Source organism: Lysinibacillus sp. G4S2, assembly GCF_030348505.1.
GTDB lineage: Bacteria > Bacillota > Bacilli > Bacillales_A > Planococcaceae > Lysinibacillus.
The window spans coordinates 2321118-2340474 of the sequence record NZ_JAUCFJ010000002.1; the positions used below are offsets into that span (position 1 = coordinate 2321118).

Here is a 19357-nt window from a genome sequence, read left to right on the forward strand (position 1 = left end):
ATTTAAACGTCCAGGTGATCGTTGGATAGCTTATCAACATGACAGCCTATGGAAATCAATCGAGCTTTAATATTATGATGACACCTTGTAGCCGTTTTGATATTTTGGAAAATGAGTGAATATTTCGACTTGTAAAAAAGACAAGAGAGGGTGTTGATATGTTAAAAAGGTTTAGCTGGAAGAAAAACGATATTCATTCAATACAATTAAAAGAAGATTTATACATCATTGCTCAATTATTAGAAAATCCATACGTTGCTTTTTTTAATTTCACGAGTGAAATTAATAATTTTAATGAGAAGCCGTTTGACTTAAATAATTTGAAACCATTTGGAGTATGTATGGTTTTAAAAGGTTTTTTCAAAACATATCGATGGGAAAGGTAGCAAAAAATATTAGCCCTAATTTAAAAGTTCCAATCCCAGAGCTTTTCATTAGTAGTGACAGAGCACAGTGGGGGAATCGGTCTGATTATAGCGATAACCAACTGATTTATAACTTGGTAAGAATAGATCCAAAAATTGGTGATCAAGGTATTATGGGTAATGAGATTATTCATTATAACATTGATAGAAACGATTCAAACATTTTAAATGACTATGAATTTGTTGGATTTAATACTGGATACCAACTTATACGTCGATTAATTATATCGATAGATAATAATCATTGGATTGATCCATTAAAGGAGCAACAGTTGATTGGTGAAGATAAGTATCCATTGAAAACTGTTGAAGAAATGTGGCAAGCTGGAGTTCCGAAGTTTGGAGTAGAGGATAAAAATGAGAACCGACAAAAAAGAGAACAAGGAACTAAAATTAATTATTTAATTAATATGTATAGCGATCCATTCTATCCAGAATTTTTAGTAGATAAAGTAAAGGAATGTATTCTGCAAGTTGTTCGATTTATAGAAAAAGGGGAACATGAAGTAGAGAAGATTATTCAAAGTAAACTTGATGAAATGACAATAGCTATTAACGGTTTGGTAGGTGAGTTTGAACAAAATAATAGTGAAATAGAGACTGTTGCAAGAGATTCAATTGCTAATACGGTAGAATCGATTTTACAATATTTTAAGATAGGTATTGATGTTGAGGATGCTCTTCGAGAAAGAGATTGGTAGTAGCTAATTTGCACACAGTTTTCTATTATTTTGATAGTAAAGGTAAAATGTTTAATAGATTGGATGGAAAGAATAAACAAGAGTTTAAAAAGGAACTGAAAAAGATAAAGAAAGAACTGAACAAAGGAAGGACATGGGAAACAATAACAACTAAAAAATTAGGGAAGTGTACAAGATGATAGAAAAAGATTACGAGATGATTGTAAAAATATTCGAGGACTATCGTTCCTCATACAATGTGTTGCTTCATCAAGTTGAAGACGTTGAAAATGAGACGATTATTTGGAGCAATTCTTATCTAGAAATATACCCATATCAATATGAATTAGATCAATTACCAAAACCAAAAATTTATAAAAAGGAACCGAAATCTAAGGAAGGAATGGTAGTGAATAAGTTGAAAAACAATGAACTGTATTTTTCTTATGACGCTGAAAATAAGGGATGGGGAAGTTCTTTCATTATAAATGAAGTTGAAAAGAAAATTTGTCTTAGATTTCTAAATAACGATGATGACGAAATGGTTTTAAGTCAAGTTTATTGTATAATATATGAAGGATCTGTGATAGAAAAAATATTATTCTACTTAAGGGACGATGATGTGGACGAAGAAACGTTTATGGTTGACAGATATTCTTATAATGACAATTCGACTGTTCATACTATTATTAGAGACGGTTTCTTTGGAGAAAAAATAAAAATTTTATCCACAAGGACATTTAGATTTGAGTATGTAAATGGAGATGTACTTATTTACTCGAAACAATTGAAAAAAAATCTAAAAGTTGTTGAAGATCTATTGTATACCAGTAGAAAGTAAAAAAAAGTATGATTAAACATAGAAATGGTAAGTCAAGATCAGAGAAGTTAGAGGAATTATGAGTAGTTATCAAATATCTTATCTTGATTCTTCAATAGGAATTGGTGGGATTATTGTACATGAATCACTTGAAATTAACAAATAAGATACTAAAACACATGTAAAGAAAACACATAACCCTTTCTTTTCATGTGTTTTTTGTGTTAGAAATAATATATTTTTAGGTGTGTTGATTAACCATTTTTATACATTCGGATTAATTCGAAGAGATTGATTTCCGCTACGGGTAACTCGCTTTCCTGCAGGAGTCAGATTGTGGCGGATTTATGTGGCAACATAAAAGTTTTGGGGGACAACCACGATACATTACATAAAAAAGGAGACCTATTATCGAGTAAATTACTAGGGGAATTAGATTTACTGAGGTGACGAATATGAATAATTATATAAAATCGTTTACTAAAAAAATGGATAAATTCTTATGGAAAGAGGAATTTACAAATATAATCTATTTACATGATAAGGAAGATAATGAACGTTTAGATCAAGTTCTTTTTTTAAAGAAGAATAACGAAGATGTCGTAGGTTTTTACATCAGAGGGACTAATCCATTGATTTCCGTAAATAAAGTACATAATTTGGATGATTTTAATCTATTTGCAACTTATGATGAATTAATTGAATATGAAGAGAACGATTTTAATCTTTTTAAAACAGAATGTATCAGACTATACTTTAATCCTAATTTTCATGAGTTATTAGGGATTTATTTATCTGACATTAATGGAGTCAGTTCTTTAATCATTCTTTTTTTGCAAGATGAAATTCAAATAGTAAATGACTGTAAAATATCGGATATAGACAGTGTGTTTGAAAAATTTTTTCTTCAAGTTTCAGTTGGTAATATGATAGTATACGAAAAAATAAATCCTAACAGTATATGGATGTTATTATAGGATAATCAAGAAAATAAAAAGTAGAAGATCTTAGTTTGAGATAGTTAAGTAAGGTTTCTTCAGTAGATAATAGAAGACTATATGCTGCTTGAGAGGGTTAATTCAAAGGTGAATGGGCGACTGAAGAAAATTTAGGAAAAATGAATTTAGATACACGGTTTAGCACTGAAACAGCCGGTAGGACAATTGAAATTCGTTGCCATAGGTAAAGAAATGGAGGGCATAATGAGAACCAGATTAATAGATACAACAGTGGGTGTAATTAATGCTAGAGATGCGTTGATTTTAAATAAGTTAGCTATGGATCGATTTCCAAGAGAAGTTGAACTTTCGTTAAATTTAGCAACAGAGTTGGCATCAAATATCTCGACAGACGAACGATACATAGATATCTCTTTCATTTTTAAAAATGTAGTCAAGTTTGGACTTTGTGGTCTTGATTATTTTAACGAAAATGTATTAGATACGTGTTTTTGTGAAGTGATTGATTCTGACTTTTTGAATCAGCAAAAGACACTGGTTGAAAAAGGATTTAAGCATTATTTTCTAGAAAGTTATGATGAAGTTATTGAAGTTGTGGCTCAAGAATACAATCTTATTTTGCCAGAAGGACTTAGAAGAACTGATGAGAAAATGGATAAAAGCAATTGAAAAGATGCTGAATTGTAAGCCCGTAATTATGATAGGCGGACATCCATTTAAATCAGAAGGTTCAAAGGGAGATGCTTATAAAATGGTGGGAAAAACAGATGTTCTTAGTATATTAATTTACTACTATAGAGATCTAATGGTGATGTATTAAATGACATGGTAAGTAATTAGTGAACACTAATAAAACGCATATTGGTATTAAAAACCCGAATGACTTGTCTAGAGTAAGAGGAAGAAATCATGGAGAAGGGTGTAAATAATATGGGTATTGAATACAGTATAGTTCTTGAAGATAAAGAAAAAATAGATATGGTGATCGAGAAGATATTCTCTGTCCTTAAGTCTAATGAAATGTATAAAGATATAATTATGGATCAAAAAGTAATAGTATTTCCATATGACGATGTTAATTGGAATCAATGGTGTACTATAGAAAATGACCAGGATGAAATATACATTTGGACTATTGGTAACAGAAGAGTGCAAGAAAGTAAGTTAATTGAGGAAATTTATAAAGTGATTGAAAGCCTAAGTTTGCAATATGAGCTGGAAGAGATTTAATATTTACTCCCATATTCTTCTTCATAGTTGATTGATAATTGCTAACTTGTATAGAGAAAAGTTAGCAAATAGATACTGCGAATAAATATGGATTAGCACCTTAACTTTCTGGTGGTAGTTTTGTAACGTTACATCACTTAGGTCAAGATTCGAGTGGAGTATTAGTAGAGGCAAGTGCTCATTTCATGGGGTTGGAGAAAATGAAAAAATAATCCACATTCTATTCAACTAATAAATAGACTTCAATTTAGTGTTGATACACGAGATTTAAAGCACGCTGTGAAAAATAAATTTTAGAGGTGAATGGAATATGAAAGCTAAGAATGAATTACGAAATAAATACCGAGCTTTGTATGATATTGATGGAATTTCTAAAGGGTACTTAGATAAAATTGAACATGAACTTCAAATAAAGTTACCTAATGATTTCCGTGAAATATCGGGATTCTACAGCGGAGGTATTATTGGTGGGATAGATATCCTTTCTTTTTTACTTTCTGAGCCAACTAATTTTATAGGCGAAACTTTAAGAATCAGAGATGCGATTGGCTTACCAACCAGATTTATTGTTATAGCTGAAGAAGCTGAAAGTATTATTGTTATGGATACTGAAAACAAGCCATCAATTATGTGGCTTGACTCTGTAGAAGTAACTAAATTAGAAAAGCAGGATTTTATGTCTAAGCCAGATGTATGGGAGGATTTTTCTGACTTTTTTAATTACTTATTAGATGAAGAAGAGGAAGAACGTAAATATTAAGTTAAATTAAATAAATAAGTAAAAATCAATATTAAAAATATTGAAAAGTAAAATTATAGCGAAAAATAAATGAAAGGCATTTATACATGCAACACTCTTAGTATAATCAATTCAAAGTAACTGTGGAGGAAGAAAATGTCCAAGTTAGACATTAATATTCGATTTTTTATTGACGAAAATAATGATAGTGATATTTGGGGAAAGTACAAATTTATAGAAAATGAGTGTAATGCTATTAAATATTTGTTGATGAAACATAAAGATATGCATAATATTCTGAAGAAAGCTTTTGATTCACCACATGAATGTACAATGGCTTTAGGGTTTTTGCAGTATTTCACGCATCCAGACGAGTTGAAAATCATAGAAAAATTCATGCCACAATTAGTTGATATAGCGATTTATGGAAATCCAACGAATATTACCTACTCTAGAAAAGTGATTGGATTAGTTAATAGAAAATGGTTAGAAGAAAATATTGAGAGTTATATAGAACAGATTCCCATTTTGGGACCAGATGATGAAGAATGGAAATATAGAAGAGTTGCTGAATTATATGTTCAATTAGGTTTTAAAAAGTTACTAAATAATCATTTATCTTTTTGTAGTAACCATAATTCAGTGGAAATAAAAGAGATTGCTGAGGATTACGGGTTTTCAATTTAGTTTAACTTCATTTAAAACTAAATATGACTAAATATGGATTTAAATACTATAATTGAAAAGTACATTTTTCAATCACTGCTTCGAGGACCCTGTCTTGAATCAATCTTACAATAACGACTGATGCCAAAGATATTTTAAATGAATTAGCAATAGTTTGTACATTAAATAGTCATAATTTGAAAAAGGCAAAAGAGATAATAATTAGCTGAATCGTTGATGATTTTAATGTTTTGATAAAATTGAAAATTCAGAAGTATATGTAAAGAAGATGTCATAATCTTTTTCTTTACATATTTTTTTGTTAGATTCCTTGTTTTAGAATTAGTTCAATCATTGCATAAAATCTATTACTTATATGCCGGATGTACTTAATGAGTGTCTATCGTAAGGATGAAAAAAGCGGAAGAAATCGCCCTTCATATTAATTTCAATATATTATCACCAAATGTATAAAATGGTATTATATGTTATAAGGTGTTTAGGGTTCCTTAGTCTAATTATTACTGACGTTGGACAGACGGTCTAGGGATGAAAGTGATTGAAAGTTCAACTGGAACGACGCATGAAACATATCCAGCTGACATTATGGCATTCGGTAAACAAGCGAAAATAGAGCACTTTAAGGTGAGTTTGATGTTCCACTTCCAGTATAAAACCACTACAAAAAGGATGAGTAAAAATCGTAGGACAAGATTCATTGTGGGGCGGATGGCGGCAAAGAAGGGATTACCGATTCCGAATTGCTTGATGTGAAAAATGTTGTTATAAATGGAGAAAATATTGATGGAAAAATCGTTTGCTCAAGGTAGTGAGAATATTTTAAAAGATTTTGAAGAATGGTTTGACAGAGTAGGTAGGTCATCATTAAAATCTCCTGGTTTATTCAATATTGAACATATATTTCATCCAATTGATAACCACTATTATTGTTTGAAAATAGATTTCGATAGTAAAAATCTCATAGCAAGATTAACGCTTTGGGAAGAGAAATCAGTGTATCTAGAAGCTATAGATTTGAAAAATGATGAAAATTTTATTAATGAAAACTGTTTTTTTTCAAATTTAAATGAATTAATTAACACAGTGTTGCTATTTATGAGCAAGTTAAATGATAAAGAGAATAGTGCATAGTATGGAATTCAAAAAGATAAAAATTAGCAAAGTATTTTAAGGGCTAAGTTACATTTAATTGGAGGAAATCAATGATTATAAATTTTAAGTCGACACCTTTAATCACTAGAACAGAAAGAAACATTGATGCAAATGAGATCAATTCTAGTTTTCAAACTAATATACATACAAGGCTAATTGAGTTTTGGAAATTTTTTAAGGAAGTTACATTTGAAAATGGAATAAATATTTATGGTTTTGATATTGCCGAGGAAAGGAACGGGTTGTACGAAGTAAGTGCTTACGCATCAGATTATATTTTGATTGGGGATGATGGTGGGGGTCAAGGAGTGTTTTTAAAAAAGGATAGCGACCAACTAAACGTATACTATCAAGATTTGGGTGCATTGTCGTCACCTTTTTATTCTTTAGATATTGATTTATTCAGTTGGCTTGAAAATAATCCTGTTATAGATGAAGAAGATTCTCCTTCAAACGAACTTGATTTGATAGATGTGGTAAAAGTGTATGTTGTCAGAATACCAAATGATGCAAACAAATTTATTATGGAAATAAGAAAATGTTTTAATTTGAAACTTTCTATTAACGATATTAGAGAAAAACTGAATGGCTTACCTTTTTTAGTTATCCAAGATATCACTCTTATGAAATATGGAAAAATAATTGAAATTTTAAATCAAAAATACAATTGTTTAGAGGTTCTCAATTCAAAAAATGTGATTTTAATTAGTCCAGCAAAAAATTAGGGAAGTGTACAAGGTGATAGAAAAAGAATACGATTTGCTGCTCGAAATTTTTGAAAAATATTACGACTCATACGAAGAAATGCTTTCCCGAGTTAAAGAAGTAGAAAATGATACGGTTATTTGGAGTGATTCGTTTTTGGAATTTTTTCCATACCAAAATGCACTGAATCAATTAAAGGAGCCAAAAATCTATAAAGCTGAGCCCAAATCTAATAAAGGTGTAATAGTAAATAAGTTAAAAAATGGTGAACTGTACTATTCTTATGATAATGAAAATAAGGGATGGAGCAGTGTTTTTTTAATAAAAGAAGATGGAATGAAACTGTATCTTAGGTTTCTAAATAACGATAATGATGAGATAGTTTTAGAACAAGTATATTGTGTAGTTCTTAAAGAGACTGTGATTGAAAAAGTATTATTCTATTTAAAGGACGTTGACTTGGACGGAGACGAAGAGTTGAACGAAGAAACATTTTTGGTGGATAAATATTCATATAATAGCAATCAGGCAATTGATACAATTATAAGAAATGGTTTCTATCATGAAAGTAAAAATATTATACCAACTACCACATTTCGATTTGAGTATGTTAACGAAGATATATTCATATACACAAAGCAATTGAAACTAAATCAAATGGATGTCGAAAAGTTAAGGTGGAAGATCAAAAAATCCAAAATCAAGTAGGCTATTAGAAATGGATAATGTCTGAGGTGCAGTTTTTTCCAAGGTTTTATTGGAACGACATGGTTTGAATCCTGATATAGCTGAAAATGGAGAAAGACTAAAGGGAACAGCACGCTCTCAAAGAAACAAAGCTGCAGCAAGAACACTTGGAAATTATCACGGAGGAAAAAATATTCAAAGGAATGCTGCAAGAAATATAAGTGAAAAGTGGAAAAGGGCGGTTGGAAAAACATAGTGAAATGTTATTAGTTTAATGGAGGAGTAGGATGAATTCAACAGTATTTGAAATTCGAAATGAATTATTAGATAAGTGGAGTGAAGTAGAACAGAATATAGACAGTATGATCGATACAAAGTTATCAGAGGTTTCTTATTGGAAATATGCTTCAGATGAATATTATACTCATCTTCCTTACTTTCATGAGATAAATAAATTTAAAAAGGGGAGAATTTTAAAAAATATAACGGAAAGGGAAAGATTTAGTAAAAGAATGATTCATTCTTTCGGATTTAATGAATTAGATCAACTAATTATTATGCAGTATCCACAAGCTGACAATGATATAAAATTTGGTACAGGAACTCAAATATATACTATAAATGGAGATAATAGTGTGAATGCGTATGTAACAAGGTGGTATCCGGAGAGTAATTTCCCTACGAAATTATCAGCTATTAGCGTATTTAAACCTTTAGATGAACATAGTTGGATAGATGTAGGAATTGGTGGAAAAAAAGATTGGTCAGCAATGAACTATATTTATAATGACTCTAACAGAATGGAAAAGGTAGTTTCTTGTAATTCTGATGTAGAGACACCATTATGTTATGATTTCATCTATGATAATGAAGAAAAATTAGAAAAGATTATGATTGGTGAAGTTGTGTGGTGGAAGGGGAAAAAATAATATGAGCGTAAGTAGTTACAAAGGAGCGAAAAGGATGTTTATAGAATGTTCTACTCAACTAACAATACGCGATTTAAACGATGTTGAAACTAAATTGGGATTTAATTTACCACAACAGCTTAAAGAACATTATTTACAATTTAATGGCGGGGTTCCAGTTAAACCTTGTTATTATGCGAAAGATATTGACCTTGAAACAGAAATTGCCGAGTTCTCTCCAATAAAATATAAAAATAACTCAAGGATACTAGAAGAAAGGTACCTTGAGTTTATAAATAGAGATGAACTCCCCAAAAAATATCTCCCGTTTGCAAATGATTGGGATGGTAATTTATTTTGTATGGATCTAGAAAACGAAAGTGTTGTTCTTATTTGGATGGACTTAGGAGAAGTTACAGAAAGAAGCATCAATTTTTTATCAAACAGCTTTGTAACCTTCATTCATAATCTTGAATAGGAACACCAATAAAAAATTGTTATTGGAGAGCTATTTTTATGAATGAATTGTTAAAAAGAATTAATTTTGGTTTTGATGGTTTAATTAGAAGTTTGAAAGTTAACAACTTTAACTCTGCAGAAATTGTTATTTCTGTTCAAGATACTGAAATAAATGAATGGGTCAATATTAAATTTATTATTGAGTCACTTGAAGAATTTAAAATATTAAAAAATCCAAGAATGTCAAATGTAGTATTGTCCTCTGGTATAAAAATCAAAGAGATTTCGGGTTTATATTATATTGATTTTGCTCCATTCTCGGATGAAATAGATTCAGTTTTTGATTTCCGTCAGTCAGACATTTATTTCTCAGGCAAATTATTACGATGGAACTTTGAGAAGTATTCAGAAATCTAATGTTCAGAGAAAAAATCTGTAAAAAAGGTCAAAGCAAATGTAAAGAAGAAGCGATTAGCCCTCTCTTTACATTTGTTTTGTGTGTTAGAAATGAAATTGTTTTATCAAGAAAGACAGATCGGGTTTAGGGTGACTGATTAGTTGAGCGAAGAGTACCTGAAAATAAAAAAGAATATGAGATAGCTTTTTTGAAATATGAAGGAATTATGTTTGTAAGAATATGAACATTGTGAAATAATTTGTGATATCCGTCATGATGGTCACAAGCTAAAAAGCACGAGCATTGATTTAGGAAACGCACCTTTTCGTCTTTGGTCTCCTGAAAATCTTGTCTATAGGCAAGCGGGGTTTCGTTGGATTGGAATGGATCTGAAAGAAGATCCAGAATGGAATCCATTTTGGGGCGAGTTCAGACCTAATATGTTATTTGGATCTCAATCCAACTATTACAGATGATGATGAGGAAGTATACCCGGATTTTATAATTAATGAATCATTGGAATTCTTTTATGACGGACAACAATTTGAAGATGTGTTAATGAATGTCTTACACCAGAAAAAACAAGCTTCAATTGATGATTTTATATTGGGATTAAATTATTATATGGAACACGATACGTTTATGGGTTTTTAGTCTACTGTATAACAACATTTTCAAAACGGCAGGACCTTGTCTTGAATCAATCTCATAAGGAACGAAGATAAATCATATTCACCATGTAGGAAAGGAAAGGAAAGGAAAGAAAATGAATAAATTTGATGATACCCAGTTATATGTGTTACTAAATGAATCAAATTATGAGAAAATTAATACGTTTTTACAAAAATATGGTTTAGATAGTGTTGATAGAGATGGACGTACATTTTTGATGTCCGCAATCGTTGAAGGAAAGGAGGATGTTGTTAATTATCTTGTGAATATTGGATGTAATGTTAATACTAAAGATAAATCGGGCTTAACCGCACTGCATTTTGCAGTTATTTATGACAGATTTACTATTGTTAAGGTTCTTATAACTCATGGTGCTGAAATTGATGCAGTAGACAACGTAGGTAATACTCCCTTATGGAGAGCGATAATGGAAAATAGTAATGAAACATCAACAATAAGGTATCTATTAGAGAATGGAGCAGATCCTAGTAAGGCTAATAACCGTGGGATAGCACCGAAGGATTTGCTCGAATAGTGCGATCTACAACCGATGCTATATTATTTTCTTGATAATAATGTATTTTATTAAGATTCCAAAGCATAAGTAAAGAAGACGTATCAGCACTTTCTTTACATATGTAAGAACTACAGGATATAAAGGAAGGGAAAATCATTGTTATGAATGAAATAAAACTAGAGGTTGAGGGATATTATGAAGTTTTAAACTTGCATAAAGCTTTATTGGAGGCAAAATTCCATAAGAATCCAGATAATTTCTATGTTGCGGGTAGTCCTATTATTGCAAAAATCTGCAACAATATTGTAGATATGTTAACAGAATACGAAATTGAAGAAAAAGGTAAAGATACATGGAGTGAATGGCGGAAGATTGAAAATCATAATTTTTTTAAAAAAAGAGCATTAGAAAATGCTCAAAATGTTTCATGGGAGAAGTTAAGCTATGAAAAAAAAGAGTCATTAACAAAAAATATGTTTAGTCCATTTACTTTTACTGAAAAAGATGTAATAGATTTTATAAAAACGGTTGATGGAAAATTTAACATAGAATAAAGAAGAATAGCTAAATTTAAGCCCTATCTGGTTATGTTTGATTGAATCATATCATCGTTATAATTATTGGTCACATTTTCATATAAAATAAAATCCATATTGAAACACTTTCAATATGGATTAGTTTTTTTTTAATAAGTACCCGAACCATAACACATTGGTTATTTATTTGGATTTATTAGTTAAGGGTATAGTTTCCGAATGACTATCCCATTTAATTACCGCTTCAATCTTTGAATCCTCTGTAGCATTTGTACATCCGTTTGGCAATGTGAAAGTTCCATTTTCCTCTATTGGCACATCTCCTGTTGAATTACTAATGTCATACTCTACTTTTTTCGGATTAGGTTGAGTTCCGATAAACTTGATATATCCACTTGTTGGTTGACAGTCAGCAGATTTCTCAACTTCGTATTGTACGGCCCAATTTTCACTTTCCCCATACAATATAAATGTCTCACCTTCACAAGCGGTTAAAAGTAAGAGACCAAAGAAAATTACTGAAAATTTAATTTTCTTGTTAATCATTGATAACACCCTTTCGAATACATACTTTTAAACTATAATTATGTTTATTTCTATTCTTCTAGCGACGTATTCGTGATATATATTCATGTCCATTAAACGTTTACTTTTATCCTTCATGACAATGCCTTTCTTCTTTTCACGTATCGATTGGTTATTCAGACGTGTTTGCGTTTGATTATCGGTTAAACGATGGATAATAACACGTGCTGGAAGTTTCTGATTCTGGCCAATGTATGCCTCGGGGAGTTCTATCGTTTCACCATGGATTAGACCAGACATCATTTTTGTCATATCAAGCTGGATGTATTCTGTCTGCTTTTTTAAAGTACCATTGCTGAAGTATTCTGGTTCAGGGTTCTTGATATAAATGCGTGTAATCAACTTCAACCGCGAGATATAGTAAGCCTCTTTATCATGAATGGTCTGTAAGTCTCCTAAATCGAAGTAACCAAGATCATGTAAACACAAATCGCCTGCTTCTACGGTTTCAAGGCAAGCGATTTATATGATTAAAGATTACTTTCCGTTACTGTTTCAAGCGATAGCCGTTGGCACAAAAGAACTTTTAAAAATTCTGCATCGCCTTTATCAGCTGCTCAGAAAAAACGGTCGTAAATGTCATAGGTATAAGAAGCTGACCGTAATAGGCTTCTTTAGCATGCCTACTTTTTATCACTGCTAGTTTTGAAACAAGAATCATTTCGTATCTAGTAATTTACTTGGTTAGCTTGATGGGCATGTGATGTTACCCCTATAAGCGTTTTTTTGATTACTCCCTATTTTACTACAGTAGCAATTCATGAAGACCTATCGACACTGCATCACAGAAAGTATGAAAATGTTTGATTGGTAATTATTCTTTCTTGCTCTGATGAAGATTTTACCATAAGAATATATATTCCTATATATGCGCTTCCCTGTAGAAATGGAACTGCTTTAGCATCCCATGCTTCATCTTAAGGGAGCAGTATCTGTAACATGTCCTTACAGGAAAAAGCCCCAACAATGCTAAATGTCATTGTTGGGGTTTTAGCTTTATACATAAAAAATGGAAAATTTTACGAAGCGGGGGAAACTACTAAATTAGGCCGGTCTGTAGCTGCTGCTGGAGGATATAAACGGCGATGGTAGTTGATTTGGTCAGTACAATTTTGAAAATTGTTCGTTTAATTACGGATATTAAAGCACTTTAATGTTAATTAAAAGGGGATAGTAGGGTCTAATCATAACTAAAAGCATATTATAGCTTCAAGATTTTTATTTTCACAAGGGAGGAAAAGAATTATGTCAATTGTTCATGTTACAACAAAGAATGAACTAAGAGAACAATTAAAAACAAAAAGGATTGTATTATTAAATTTTTGGGCTGAGTGGTGTGGCCCGTGTAAAATGTTTGCAGGGGTTCTTAATCAACTCAATGAAGAATTCAGTGGTAAGGTGAAAATTATAAAGGTGAATGTTGAAAAAAGCCCAGATATTGCAGCGGAATATAAGGTAATGGGAATTCCTCACTCTCGATTGATTATTCAAAAAAAATTACGTGAACCAATTATGGGATATGTGCCTTTTGAAAAACTGAAGAAAATGATGGGAGTCTGATTCGCCAAACGGGAGAAAACTTGATTGTACAATTATTGGTGGAGGAACGGCAGAATAGTTCTTACTTCAGACTTTTCGAATTTGAGGAAGATGGCATTTGTAATTAATAAAATGAGGGGAATATTTTTCCTTCATCATAAAGTGGTAGAATCCGTTGATACATCAATGTTTGTAAAAGGATATTAGTCAAATACGATATTTTCAATCTGTGTAATTATATACGAGCTCATGTTATAATGAGGAGCTTAAGGTAATTAAGACTTTTCCTTATAACTGAACGGATGCCAAGAAAGCCTCCGCATAGCGATAAAATATGGAGGTGTAAGAGATTGAATAAAAAATGGACGATTGATAAAATTAAAGAATTTGTTGAGAATAATTCGGAAAGTAAGTTGCTAACGACTGAATATCACGGTTTTTCTCAAAAGTTATTATTAAAATGTGCATGTGGTAGCAACTTTGAAAAAACATTTACAAAATTTAAAAATAAACATCAACGTAAATGTGACGTCTGCCAACCACCAAAAGAGTCACGCTAAATGAAGTGCTCAAAAAAGAAGTTGGCGTCTTAATTAAAATCACCTCTTACCTATTTTCTTTATAGTGAAGAGGTGATTTTTATTTTTTATATAAGTTATTTATTCAACTCATTTATAAATTTTGATCCTAGTAGTGTGACGATTGAGTAATCAGTTACGTCACCTTCGATAATTACTCCGAATGTCCTTTTTACATCAACTGGGATATCAACTTCAATTACATTGTTATCTTCTGAGAGTGTATAAGTTTTTAATATTTCACCATCTCCAACAAAACTAATAGTAAATAATGTTTGGTTTGTGTATTCATAACCATCCATTGGAGGTGAGTAAGATAAAGTCGTTTGGTATCGATCCATTTTTTCTGGAGAATTAAAAGATACTCCACCAATTTCAAAATTAGTATAGAATTTAGAATGAACACCAATCTGTTCTTCATTTTCACCAAAAGCTACCCAAAATACCTCTTTATATTGTTCTTCAGAATTTGCGTCCGGAAAGGCATTTCCTTTTTTAACTTCTTCATCCGTATATATATGAGTGTTATAACTCAGGTTATTTTCATTCTCAAGTATATTTAACTTGAAATCAGTTTGTATGAAAGAATTAGTATGTATTTGTTCATTCTCATCTGCTGCAAAAGCAATTAAAGCAAATAATAATGAAAAAACGATCCTTATAGCAAGGATAAGTATATTAGCAATACAGTAAAAGTTTAAAAGTTTGCTTTTATTCCATACAAGGTGAAGTGAAAATGTGTAAATTAGAATTAACCCACTAAAAATAAGCGCTTTAATGAAATGATTTTCAGAAAGAATATTAAAAAAGATATCAAAAGTAGAAGGTAAAACTAATATTTTCATAATGATAAATTCATATGCTGGTCTGAGCGTTTCTCCGATAGTTTCATACGAATTAATCATAAAGTATGCTACAGTATCTACAATTGCACCTAATATTCCCAAAGCGACTGTTAAAATAGCAAAAACACCTAATACACAGCCAATCCCATTAAAATCCTTGCTATCGTATATCACCCCACTATTCCCTTTACTTGTAAAAAAAAATTTTGGCATATAATTCCTCCTATAACAATATAATATAACATTTTTTATTAATAGTAACAATGTTGTAGATTTCTTTAAAATTAGATTTAATGATATGATGAAATGTATTGATTTGGCGAAAATGCCGCACATAATATAATGGATAGAAATAAAAAATGGTGTAATATATGAATGCAGGTGGGAGCGCATTCCAGGGATTTTCCACATAAGTGTTCAAGCTATTGGGAAGATCCTAATAATTTGCTCGACGCAAGTTTTATTAATTCTGTAAAGGCCAAATCGTGTCATTGAGAACAGTCTTGATTTCGGTGGCTTCAAGACCGTACGCCTTTTAATAGGTTCAAAGATTGATCTTATCTCTAAGATATTTTTTAAATCAAGTTGGAAATTGGCAGGACCTACCTGACCACTTAAAAACAAGCAGCATGCACCTGTTAAATTTCAAATATACATTAAAAAATCACCTCAAAAAATAACTAAAGAGGTGATTTTTATCAAACTTTTTTACAAAGCTACATATTTTTAGCGAAAATGATCGCCGTTTAATTAATGCATTTACTTATTGAACAACTGCATATTTTACTTAAAAACTAACGCAGCAGTCTTTCATTTTCTGTGATGAAGTGCTAATTTTTGCACTTCATGGGTGGCTAACGGCGCAGTTAAGAGGAATAAGGAATAATTATAAACAATAAGCCTGTATCTATGATTACTTTGTAATCTAAGATACAGGTTTTGTATTTTAGTTATAATTGTATGGATGTTTTTTTACGCGAATTAGTGGAGAATCTTTGTTAAAATAAATATTTTTTGGAAATTGAACCTATTATGATTTGGTAATCGTCTAATAGCAGAATTTGAAGTAGGTTGAAAGGGAGGGTAGTAGATTGGATAGAGAAGAAAAAGATTTCATATTAGAAAAAATAATGATTGAATATGGTAATGAGTTGGTACGATGGGCATTTTCTTATGTGAAAGATACAGAGATTGCTAAGGATGTTGTTCAAAATACGTTTATCAAATGCTACAAGAACCTTGATTCGTTTCGATTTGACGGACAAATTAAAACTTGGCTCTATCGTATAACAATTAACGAATGTAAAGATTATTTAAAAAGTTGGAATTACAAAATGGTACAGGTAAAAAGTTTTATTAATGAAACAGCAAAGTCAATATTACCATCAACAGAAAAAACAGTTATCGATAAATACAATAAAGCTGAAATAAAAGATACGATCTTTTCTCTTCCGAAAGTGTATCGGGAAGTGGTTTATCTATACTACTATGATTCATTAAAGACAGAGGAAATTGCCGAAGTTTTGGATATTCCAGTTAATACAGTGAAAACTAGATTAAGAAGAGCAAAACAAAGATTAGAGCCGATGATTAAGGAGGAAGAACTTAATGGAAGATAAGCGATTAAGAGATAAATTTTCTAATACGTCTGATCAAGAACTAAGATTTACGAAAGAATACCGTAATGAAGTATTTGAACAAATTCATAAACTAGAGAAGAATAATAATACGCAGAAAAAATCTCTTGTTTCTTCTTTTAAAAAATTCGCTCCACTTACAGTTTCTTTATTAGTGGTAGGCTTGTGTATATTTTTGTTTATTCCATCGATTCTTCCTGGAAACGTTAATAAAGAATATAACAGAAGTGATACAAGCGGTACAGTATTACAAGAAGACGAGATTTTTACCACTCTATTTACGGTGAAAGATGAGAATAATAGAATACCTATTAACCTTTTAATTACTTATAGTAAAGATAAAAAGATGGTGAAAGTTCTGTCTATCCCTCGTGATACTTATGTTCCGATATTGGATAAGAGTACTGGAATTACTTCATACGATAAATTGTCATATGCTTATGCTGACGGTTCGGGTGGAGCTGAAAGTGTAAGAACAACAGTTTCTAAGTTATTTGATTTAACAATTGATTATTATGCAGTTATGGATTTAGAAACCTTTTCAACGCTGATTGATTCAGTGAATGGTATAGATTACAACTTGCCAGAAGATATTCGAGTAAGAGCTATTTCTAGAGTGGCATTTGAATTCAAAAAGGGGACGAATCATTTGAATGGCGAAGAGATTGTGGCATTAATGATGGCTGCTACAGAGGGGAAAAGATACGAATTCGATGAAGAAAACCTATTAAATCTCATTCATGCTGTTATTAATAAAACAAAAAACGAAATCCCACAAACACAATTAAAAGAACTTACTACTAAAATAGAAGCCAATACATCAATTGATCATTTGTTAGAGAATAAAATAGAAATTGATTCTGTAAAATCGTTATCTTTAAGTGAGGGAATGAAATCGGAAACGATAGATGGTCAATACTATATTGTGTTTGAGAAAGACTTTTTAAATTCTATTTCAGAAGAGTTAACTACATTTAATTAAATATAAATTGGAATTGTATGTAATTTTATACTAAGAGAAGATAAAGGTGTGTTAATGAAATGTAGATTAACACACCCGGGTTTTTTGTACTTTAAGAAATTGAAAGAAATGGATCATGGTCGATGGTTACATAATAAGAAAAGCCCCAATACACACCTTTTTCTAAAGTGAATATTGGGGGTTAGTTCAATTAATTTAGATATCACGACTAACGTTTATTTTCATTTTGATTACGACTGAAGATTACTTCCTCAGCGAACTCTTCTCTGTTTTCACGTTCTCTGTTAGCATTTTGATTTTGATTTTGCTGTTTTTTGTTGTCTTGAGTTTTATTATTTTTATGTTTATTATTACCCATTATCATCTCACCTCCACCATTAGTGTGAGTGAAAGATGATTTTTTATCCGCATAACTTACAATTAATTAATGATTATATGTGATGAAACAAAAGGCATGGATTATTGCTAAGATGGTTGCTATATTTCCACACACTGATAATTTCAGTACTTGCATTGGATTTACTTTCTTCAAAGATAGAAAGTTCGTGTTTTTATTCACATAATAGAATCTGGCGTAAAAACGATTGCTTTTTAGCAATGCATCGATCTGCTATAACAAAACCTGCATCTTCTATCAAGTCATCAATTGTTTCAATCGTAACGACAACGACTTTATCGGCAATGCGTCGAGCATGTTGTAGAATATTAAATTGATCTTCGGTTGATGTATGCGTAAATAAGTTATAAGGTAAATCAATTATCGCGACATCATAATGTTCCTTAACCTCCGAGATTGGACCTAATGTAATGGTGCCTGTTAACCCAAAATATGAGATGTTTTTTCTGGAACCTTGACAAACATTGTAATTCATATCTCGCCCTTCAATATTAATCCCCATGGAAAGGGCTTCAATTACTACTGTCCCTATACCACAGCAAGGATCAATCGCACGAATATTTTGAGGCTGTGGAACTGCGATATTTGCAACAGTACGAGCTACTCTAGTACTTAGTGCCGTTGAATAACTGTGTGGCTTGTGTAAATGATTATGCCAAATGGATTCACTCTTCATATGCTTTCCGAAATACCATATTCCATCTATTAAAATAAGACCAAATACAACTTCAGGCTCATTAAGTTCTGGTTCGCCATCGATGCACAATCCTACCTCGCGTTCTATCATTCGACGCTCGGGCAGATGAATTTTCTTCTCTTCACCTATATCCATACTATTTAAACAAACTACTTTAAAAGTTGTTTCCTTTACTGTTAAATCCTTTACCAATGTCTTGATGTTTTCTAAGCTGTTTTCTTCATATAGCACTTCAAGTCTGTCTTGTATAAAAGGACTACGGCTTGGATCAATTTTAAAAGGGCTTATTATATAGTTTGATTGGGAATCAAGATTAAAAAATGAACGCATCTCCATTCTGCACAGATCGTATTCATCAACATGATGTACATATGTGTATATAAATTTACTGTTATTTTGTTCGTTACTCAATTGATTATCATCCTTTTATCGTGTTGTTCACTTGATTTCATTAAAGTTAAAAAACAAATGAAGTTGTTTATTTTGTAATCGTATCATAGGTGTCTCTATCAAGCCACTCGATA

At 31.2% G+C, this 19357-nt stretch carries 26 protein-coding genes and 2 pseudogenes; 23 read left to right on the top strand and 5 right to left on the bottom strand.

Annotation, left to right across the window (positions count from 1 at the left end):
• Window positions 1-337 precede the first annotated feature (337 nt).
• From QUF91_RS28295 to QUF91_RS11905, 17 genes are all read left to right on the top strand, one after another.
• A complete protein-coding gene (locus tag QUF91_RS28295; protein WP_483308085.1) occupies window positions 338-1126 on the top strand; it encodes a DUF5713 family protein in 789 nt (262 codons plus the stop codon).
• Between the two features lie 175 nt (window positions 1127-1301).
• The gene (locus tag QUF91_RS11835; protein WP_285397694.1) at window positions 1302-1946 is read left to right on the top strand and encodes a hypothetical protein; all 645 of its coding nucleotides are present in this window, start codon (window positions 1302-1304) and stop codon (window positions 1944-1946) included.
• A 434-nt stretch (window positions 1947-2380) separates the two neighbouring features.
• Window positions 2381-2902, top strand: coding sequence for a hypothetical protein (locus tag QUF91_RS11840; protein ID WP_289417900.1), 522 nt, complete (start codon window positions 2381-2383; stop codon window positions 2900-2902).
• A 225-nt stretch (window positions 2903-3127) separates the two neighbouring features.
• A complete protein-coding gene (locus QUF91_RS11845; RefSeq protein WP_289417901.1) occupies window positions 3128-3553 on the top strand; it encodes a hypothetical protein in 426 nt (141 codons plus the stop codon).
• Between the two features lie 240 nt (window positions 3554-3793).
• Window positions 3794-4114 carry a hypothetical protein gene (locus QUF91_RS11850; protein WP_289417902.1) on the top strand — a complete coding sequence of 107 codons (321 nt, stop codon included), beginning with the start codon at window positions 3794-3796 and terminating at the stop codon, window positions 4112-4114.
• A gap of 310 nt (window positions 4115-4424) precedes the next feature.
• Entirely contained in the window at window positions 4425-4874 is a 450-nt protein-coding gene (locus tag QUF91_RS11855) for an SMI1/KNR4 family protein (RefSeq protein WP_289417903.1), read from the top strand.
• A gap of 135 nt (window positions 4875-5009) precedes the next feature.
• Window positions 5010-5540, top strand: a complete 531-nt coding sequence (locus QUF91_RS11860) for a hypothetical protein (protein ID WP_289417904.1) — start codon at window positions 5010-5012, stop codon at window positions 5538-5540.
• Between the two features lie 783 nt (window positions 5541-6323).
• Window positions 6324-6671 (top strand): immunity protein TriTu family protein, encoded by a 348-nt coding sequence (locus QUF91_RS11865; protein ID WP_285397688.1) that lies wholly within the window; start codon window positions 6324-6326, stop codon window positions 6669-6671.
• Between the two features lie 71 nt (window positions 6672-6742).
• A complete protein-coding gene (locus QUF91_RS11870; RefSeq protein WP_289417905.1) occupies window positions 6743-7417 on the top strand; it encodes a hypothetical protein in 675 nt (224 codons plus the stop codon).
• Between the two features lie 13 nt (window positions 7418-7430).
• The gene (locus QUF91_RS11875; protein WP_289417906.1) at window positions 7431-8105 is read left to right on the top strand and encodes a hypothetical protein; all 675 of its coding nucleotides are present in this window, start codon (window positions 7431-7433) and stop codon (window positions 8103-8105) included.
• Window positions 8106-8169: 64 nt separating this feature from the next.
• Complete coding sequence (locus QUF91_RS11880) at window positions 8170-8340, top strand: hypothetical protein (protein ID WP_289417907.1); 171 nt, start codon at window positions 8170-8172, stop codon at window positions 8338-8340.
• A gap of 31 nt (window positions 8341-8371) precedes the next feature.
• Window positions 8372-9013, top strand: coding sequence for a hypothetical protein (locus QUF91_RS11885; protein ID WP_285397684.1), 642 nt, complete (start codon window positions 8372-8374; stop codon window positions 9011-9013).
• Between the two features lies 1 nt (window position 9014).
• Window positions 9015-9470: an SMI1/KNR4 family protein gene (locus QUF91_RS11890; protein WP_285397683.1), complete on the top strand. Its 456-nt coding sequence runs from the start codon at window positions 9015-9017 to the stop codon at window positions 9468-9470.
• Window positions 9471-9508: 38 nt separating this feature from the next.
• A complete protein-coding gene (locus tag QUF91_RS11895) occupies window positions 9509-9868 on the top strand; it encodes a hypothetical protein (protein ID WP_285397682.1) in 360 nt (119 codons plus the stop codon).
• A gap of 427 nt (window positions 9869-10295) precedes the next feature.
• Complete coding sequence (locus tag QUF91_RS28300) at window positions 10296-10502, top strand: DUF7716 domain-containing protein (protein ID WP_483308086.1); 207 nt, start codon at window positions 10296-10298, stop codon at window positions 10500-10502.
• 112 nt (window positions 10503-10614) lie between these two features.
• Complete coding sequence (locus tag QUF91_RS11900) at window positions 10615-11055, top strand: ankyrin repeat domain-containing protein (protein ID WP_285397879.1); 441 nt, start codon at window positions 10615-10617, stop codon at window positions 11053-11055.
• Window positions 11056-11198: 143 nt separating this feature from the next.
• A complete protein-coding gene (locus QUF91_RS11905) occupies window positions 11199-11591 on the top strand; it encodes a hypothetical protein (RefSeq protein WP_285397878.1) in 393 nt (130 codons plus the stop codon).
• Window positions 11592-11756: 165 nt separating this feature from the next.
• Here QUF91_RS11905 and QUF91_RS11910 read toward each other — a convergent pair whose 3' ends face one another.
• A complete protein-coding gene (locus tag QUF91_RS11910) occupies window positions 11757-12119 on the bottom strand; it encodes a hypothetical protein (RefSeq protein ID WP_285399037.1) in 363 nt (120 codons plus the stop codon).
• Between the two features lie 53 nt (window positions 12120-12172).
• A pseudogene (locus QUF91_RS11915) lies at window positions 12173-12614 on the bottom strand (IS4 family transposase); the annotation flags it as partial.
• Here QUF91_RS11915 and QUF91_RS11920 point away from each other — a divergent pair.
• From QUF91_RS11920 to QUF91_RS11935, 4 genes and pseudogenes are all read left to right on the top strand, one after another.
• Window positions 12613-12801: pseudogene (locus QUF91_RS11920) on the top strand (IS4 family transposase); the annotation flags it as partial. The pseudogenes QUF91_RS11915 and QUF91_RS11920 sit on opposite strands and share 2 nt — an antisense overlap.
• A gap of 296 nt (window positions 12802-13097) precedes the next feature.
• Window positions 13098-13250 (top strand): hypothetical protein, encoded by a 153-nt coding sequence (locus QUF91_RS11925; protein ID WP_289417908.1) that lies wholly within the window; start codon window positions 13098-13100, stop codon window positions 13248-13250.
• A gap of 153 nt (window positions 13251-13403) precedes the next feature.
• Window positions 13404-13718 (top strand): thioredoxin family protein, encoded by a 315-nt coding sequence (locus QUF91_RS11930; RefSeq protein ID WP_289417909.1) that lies wholly within the window; start codon window positions 13404-13406, stop codon window positions 13716-13718.
• Window positions 13719-14047: 329 nt separating this feature from the next.
• Window positions 14048-14257, top strand: coding sequence for a hypothetical protein (locus tag QUF91_RS11935; RefSeq protein ID WP_285399041.1), 210 nt, complete (start codon window positions 14048-14050; stop codon window positions 14255-14257).
• A 95-nt stretch (window positions 14258-14352) separates the two neighbouring features.
• Here the strand turns inward: QUF91_RS11935 and QUF91_RS11940 are convergent, their stop codons facing one another.
• Entirely contained in the window at window positions 14353-15333 is a 981-nt protein-coding gene (locus QUF91_RS11940) for a hypothetical protein (protein ID WP_285399042.1), read from the bottom strand.
• Window positions 15334-16211: 878 nt separating this feature from the next.
• Here QUF91_RS11940 and QUF91_RS11945 point away from each other — a divergent pair.
• Both QUF91_RS11945 and QUF91_RS11950 read left to right on the top strand, forming a co-directional pair.
• Window positions 16212-16739, top strand: coding sequence for a sigma-70 family RNA polymerase sigma factor (locus QUF91_RS11945; RefSeq protein ID WP_289417910.1), 528 nt, complete (start codon window positions 16212-16214; stop codon window positions 16737-16739).
• On the top strand, window positions 16729-17739 hold the full coding sequence (locus tag QUF91_RS11950) for an LCP family protein (RefSeq protein ID WP_285399044.1): 1011 nt from the start codon (window positions 16729-16731) through the stop codon (window positions 17737-17739). The genes QUF91_RS11945 and QUF91_RS11950 overlap by 11 nt, the downstream gene beginning before the upstream one ends.
• 208 nt (window positions 17740-17947) lie before the next feature.
• Here QUF91_RS11950 and QUF91_RS11955 read toward each other — a convergent pair whose 3' ends face one another.
• Both QUF91_RS11955 and QUF91_RS11960 read right to left on the bottom strand, forming a co-directional pair.
• Window positions 17948-18097: a hypothetical protein gene (locus QUF91_RS11955; protein WP_285399046.1), complete on the bottom strand. Its 150-nt coding sequence runs from the start codon at window positions 18095-18097 to the stop codon at window positions 17948-17950.
• Between the two features lie 193 nt (window positions 18098-18290).
• The gene (locus QUF91_RS11960; RefSeq protein WP_289417911.1) at window positions 18291-19244 is read right to left on the bottom strand and encodes a TRM11 family SAM-dependent methyltransferase; all 954 of its coding nucleotides are present in this window, start codon (window positions 19242-19244) and stop codon (window positions 18291-18293) included.
• Window positions 19245-19357: the final 113 nt, after the last annotated feature.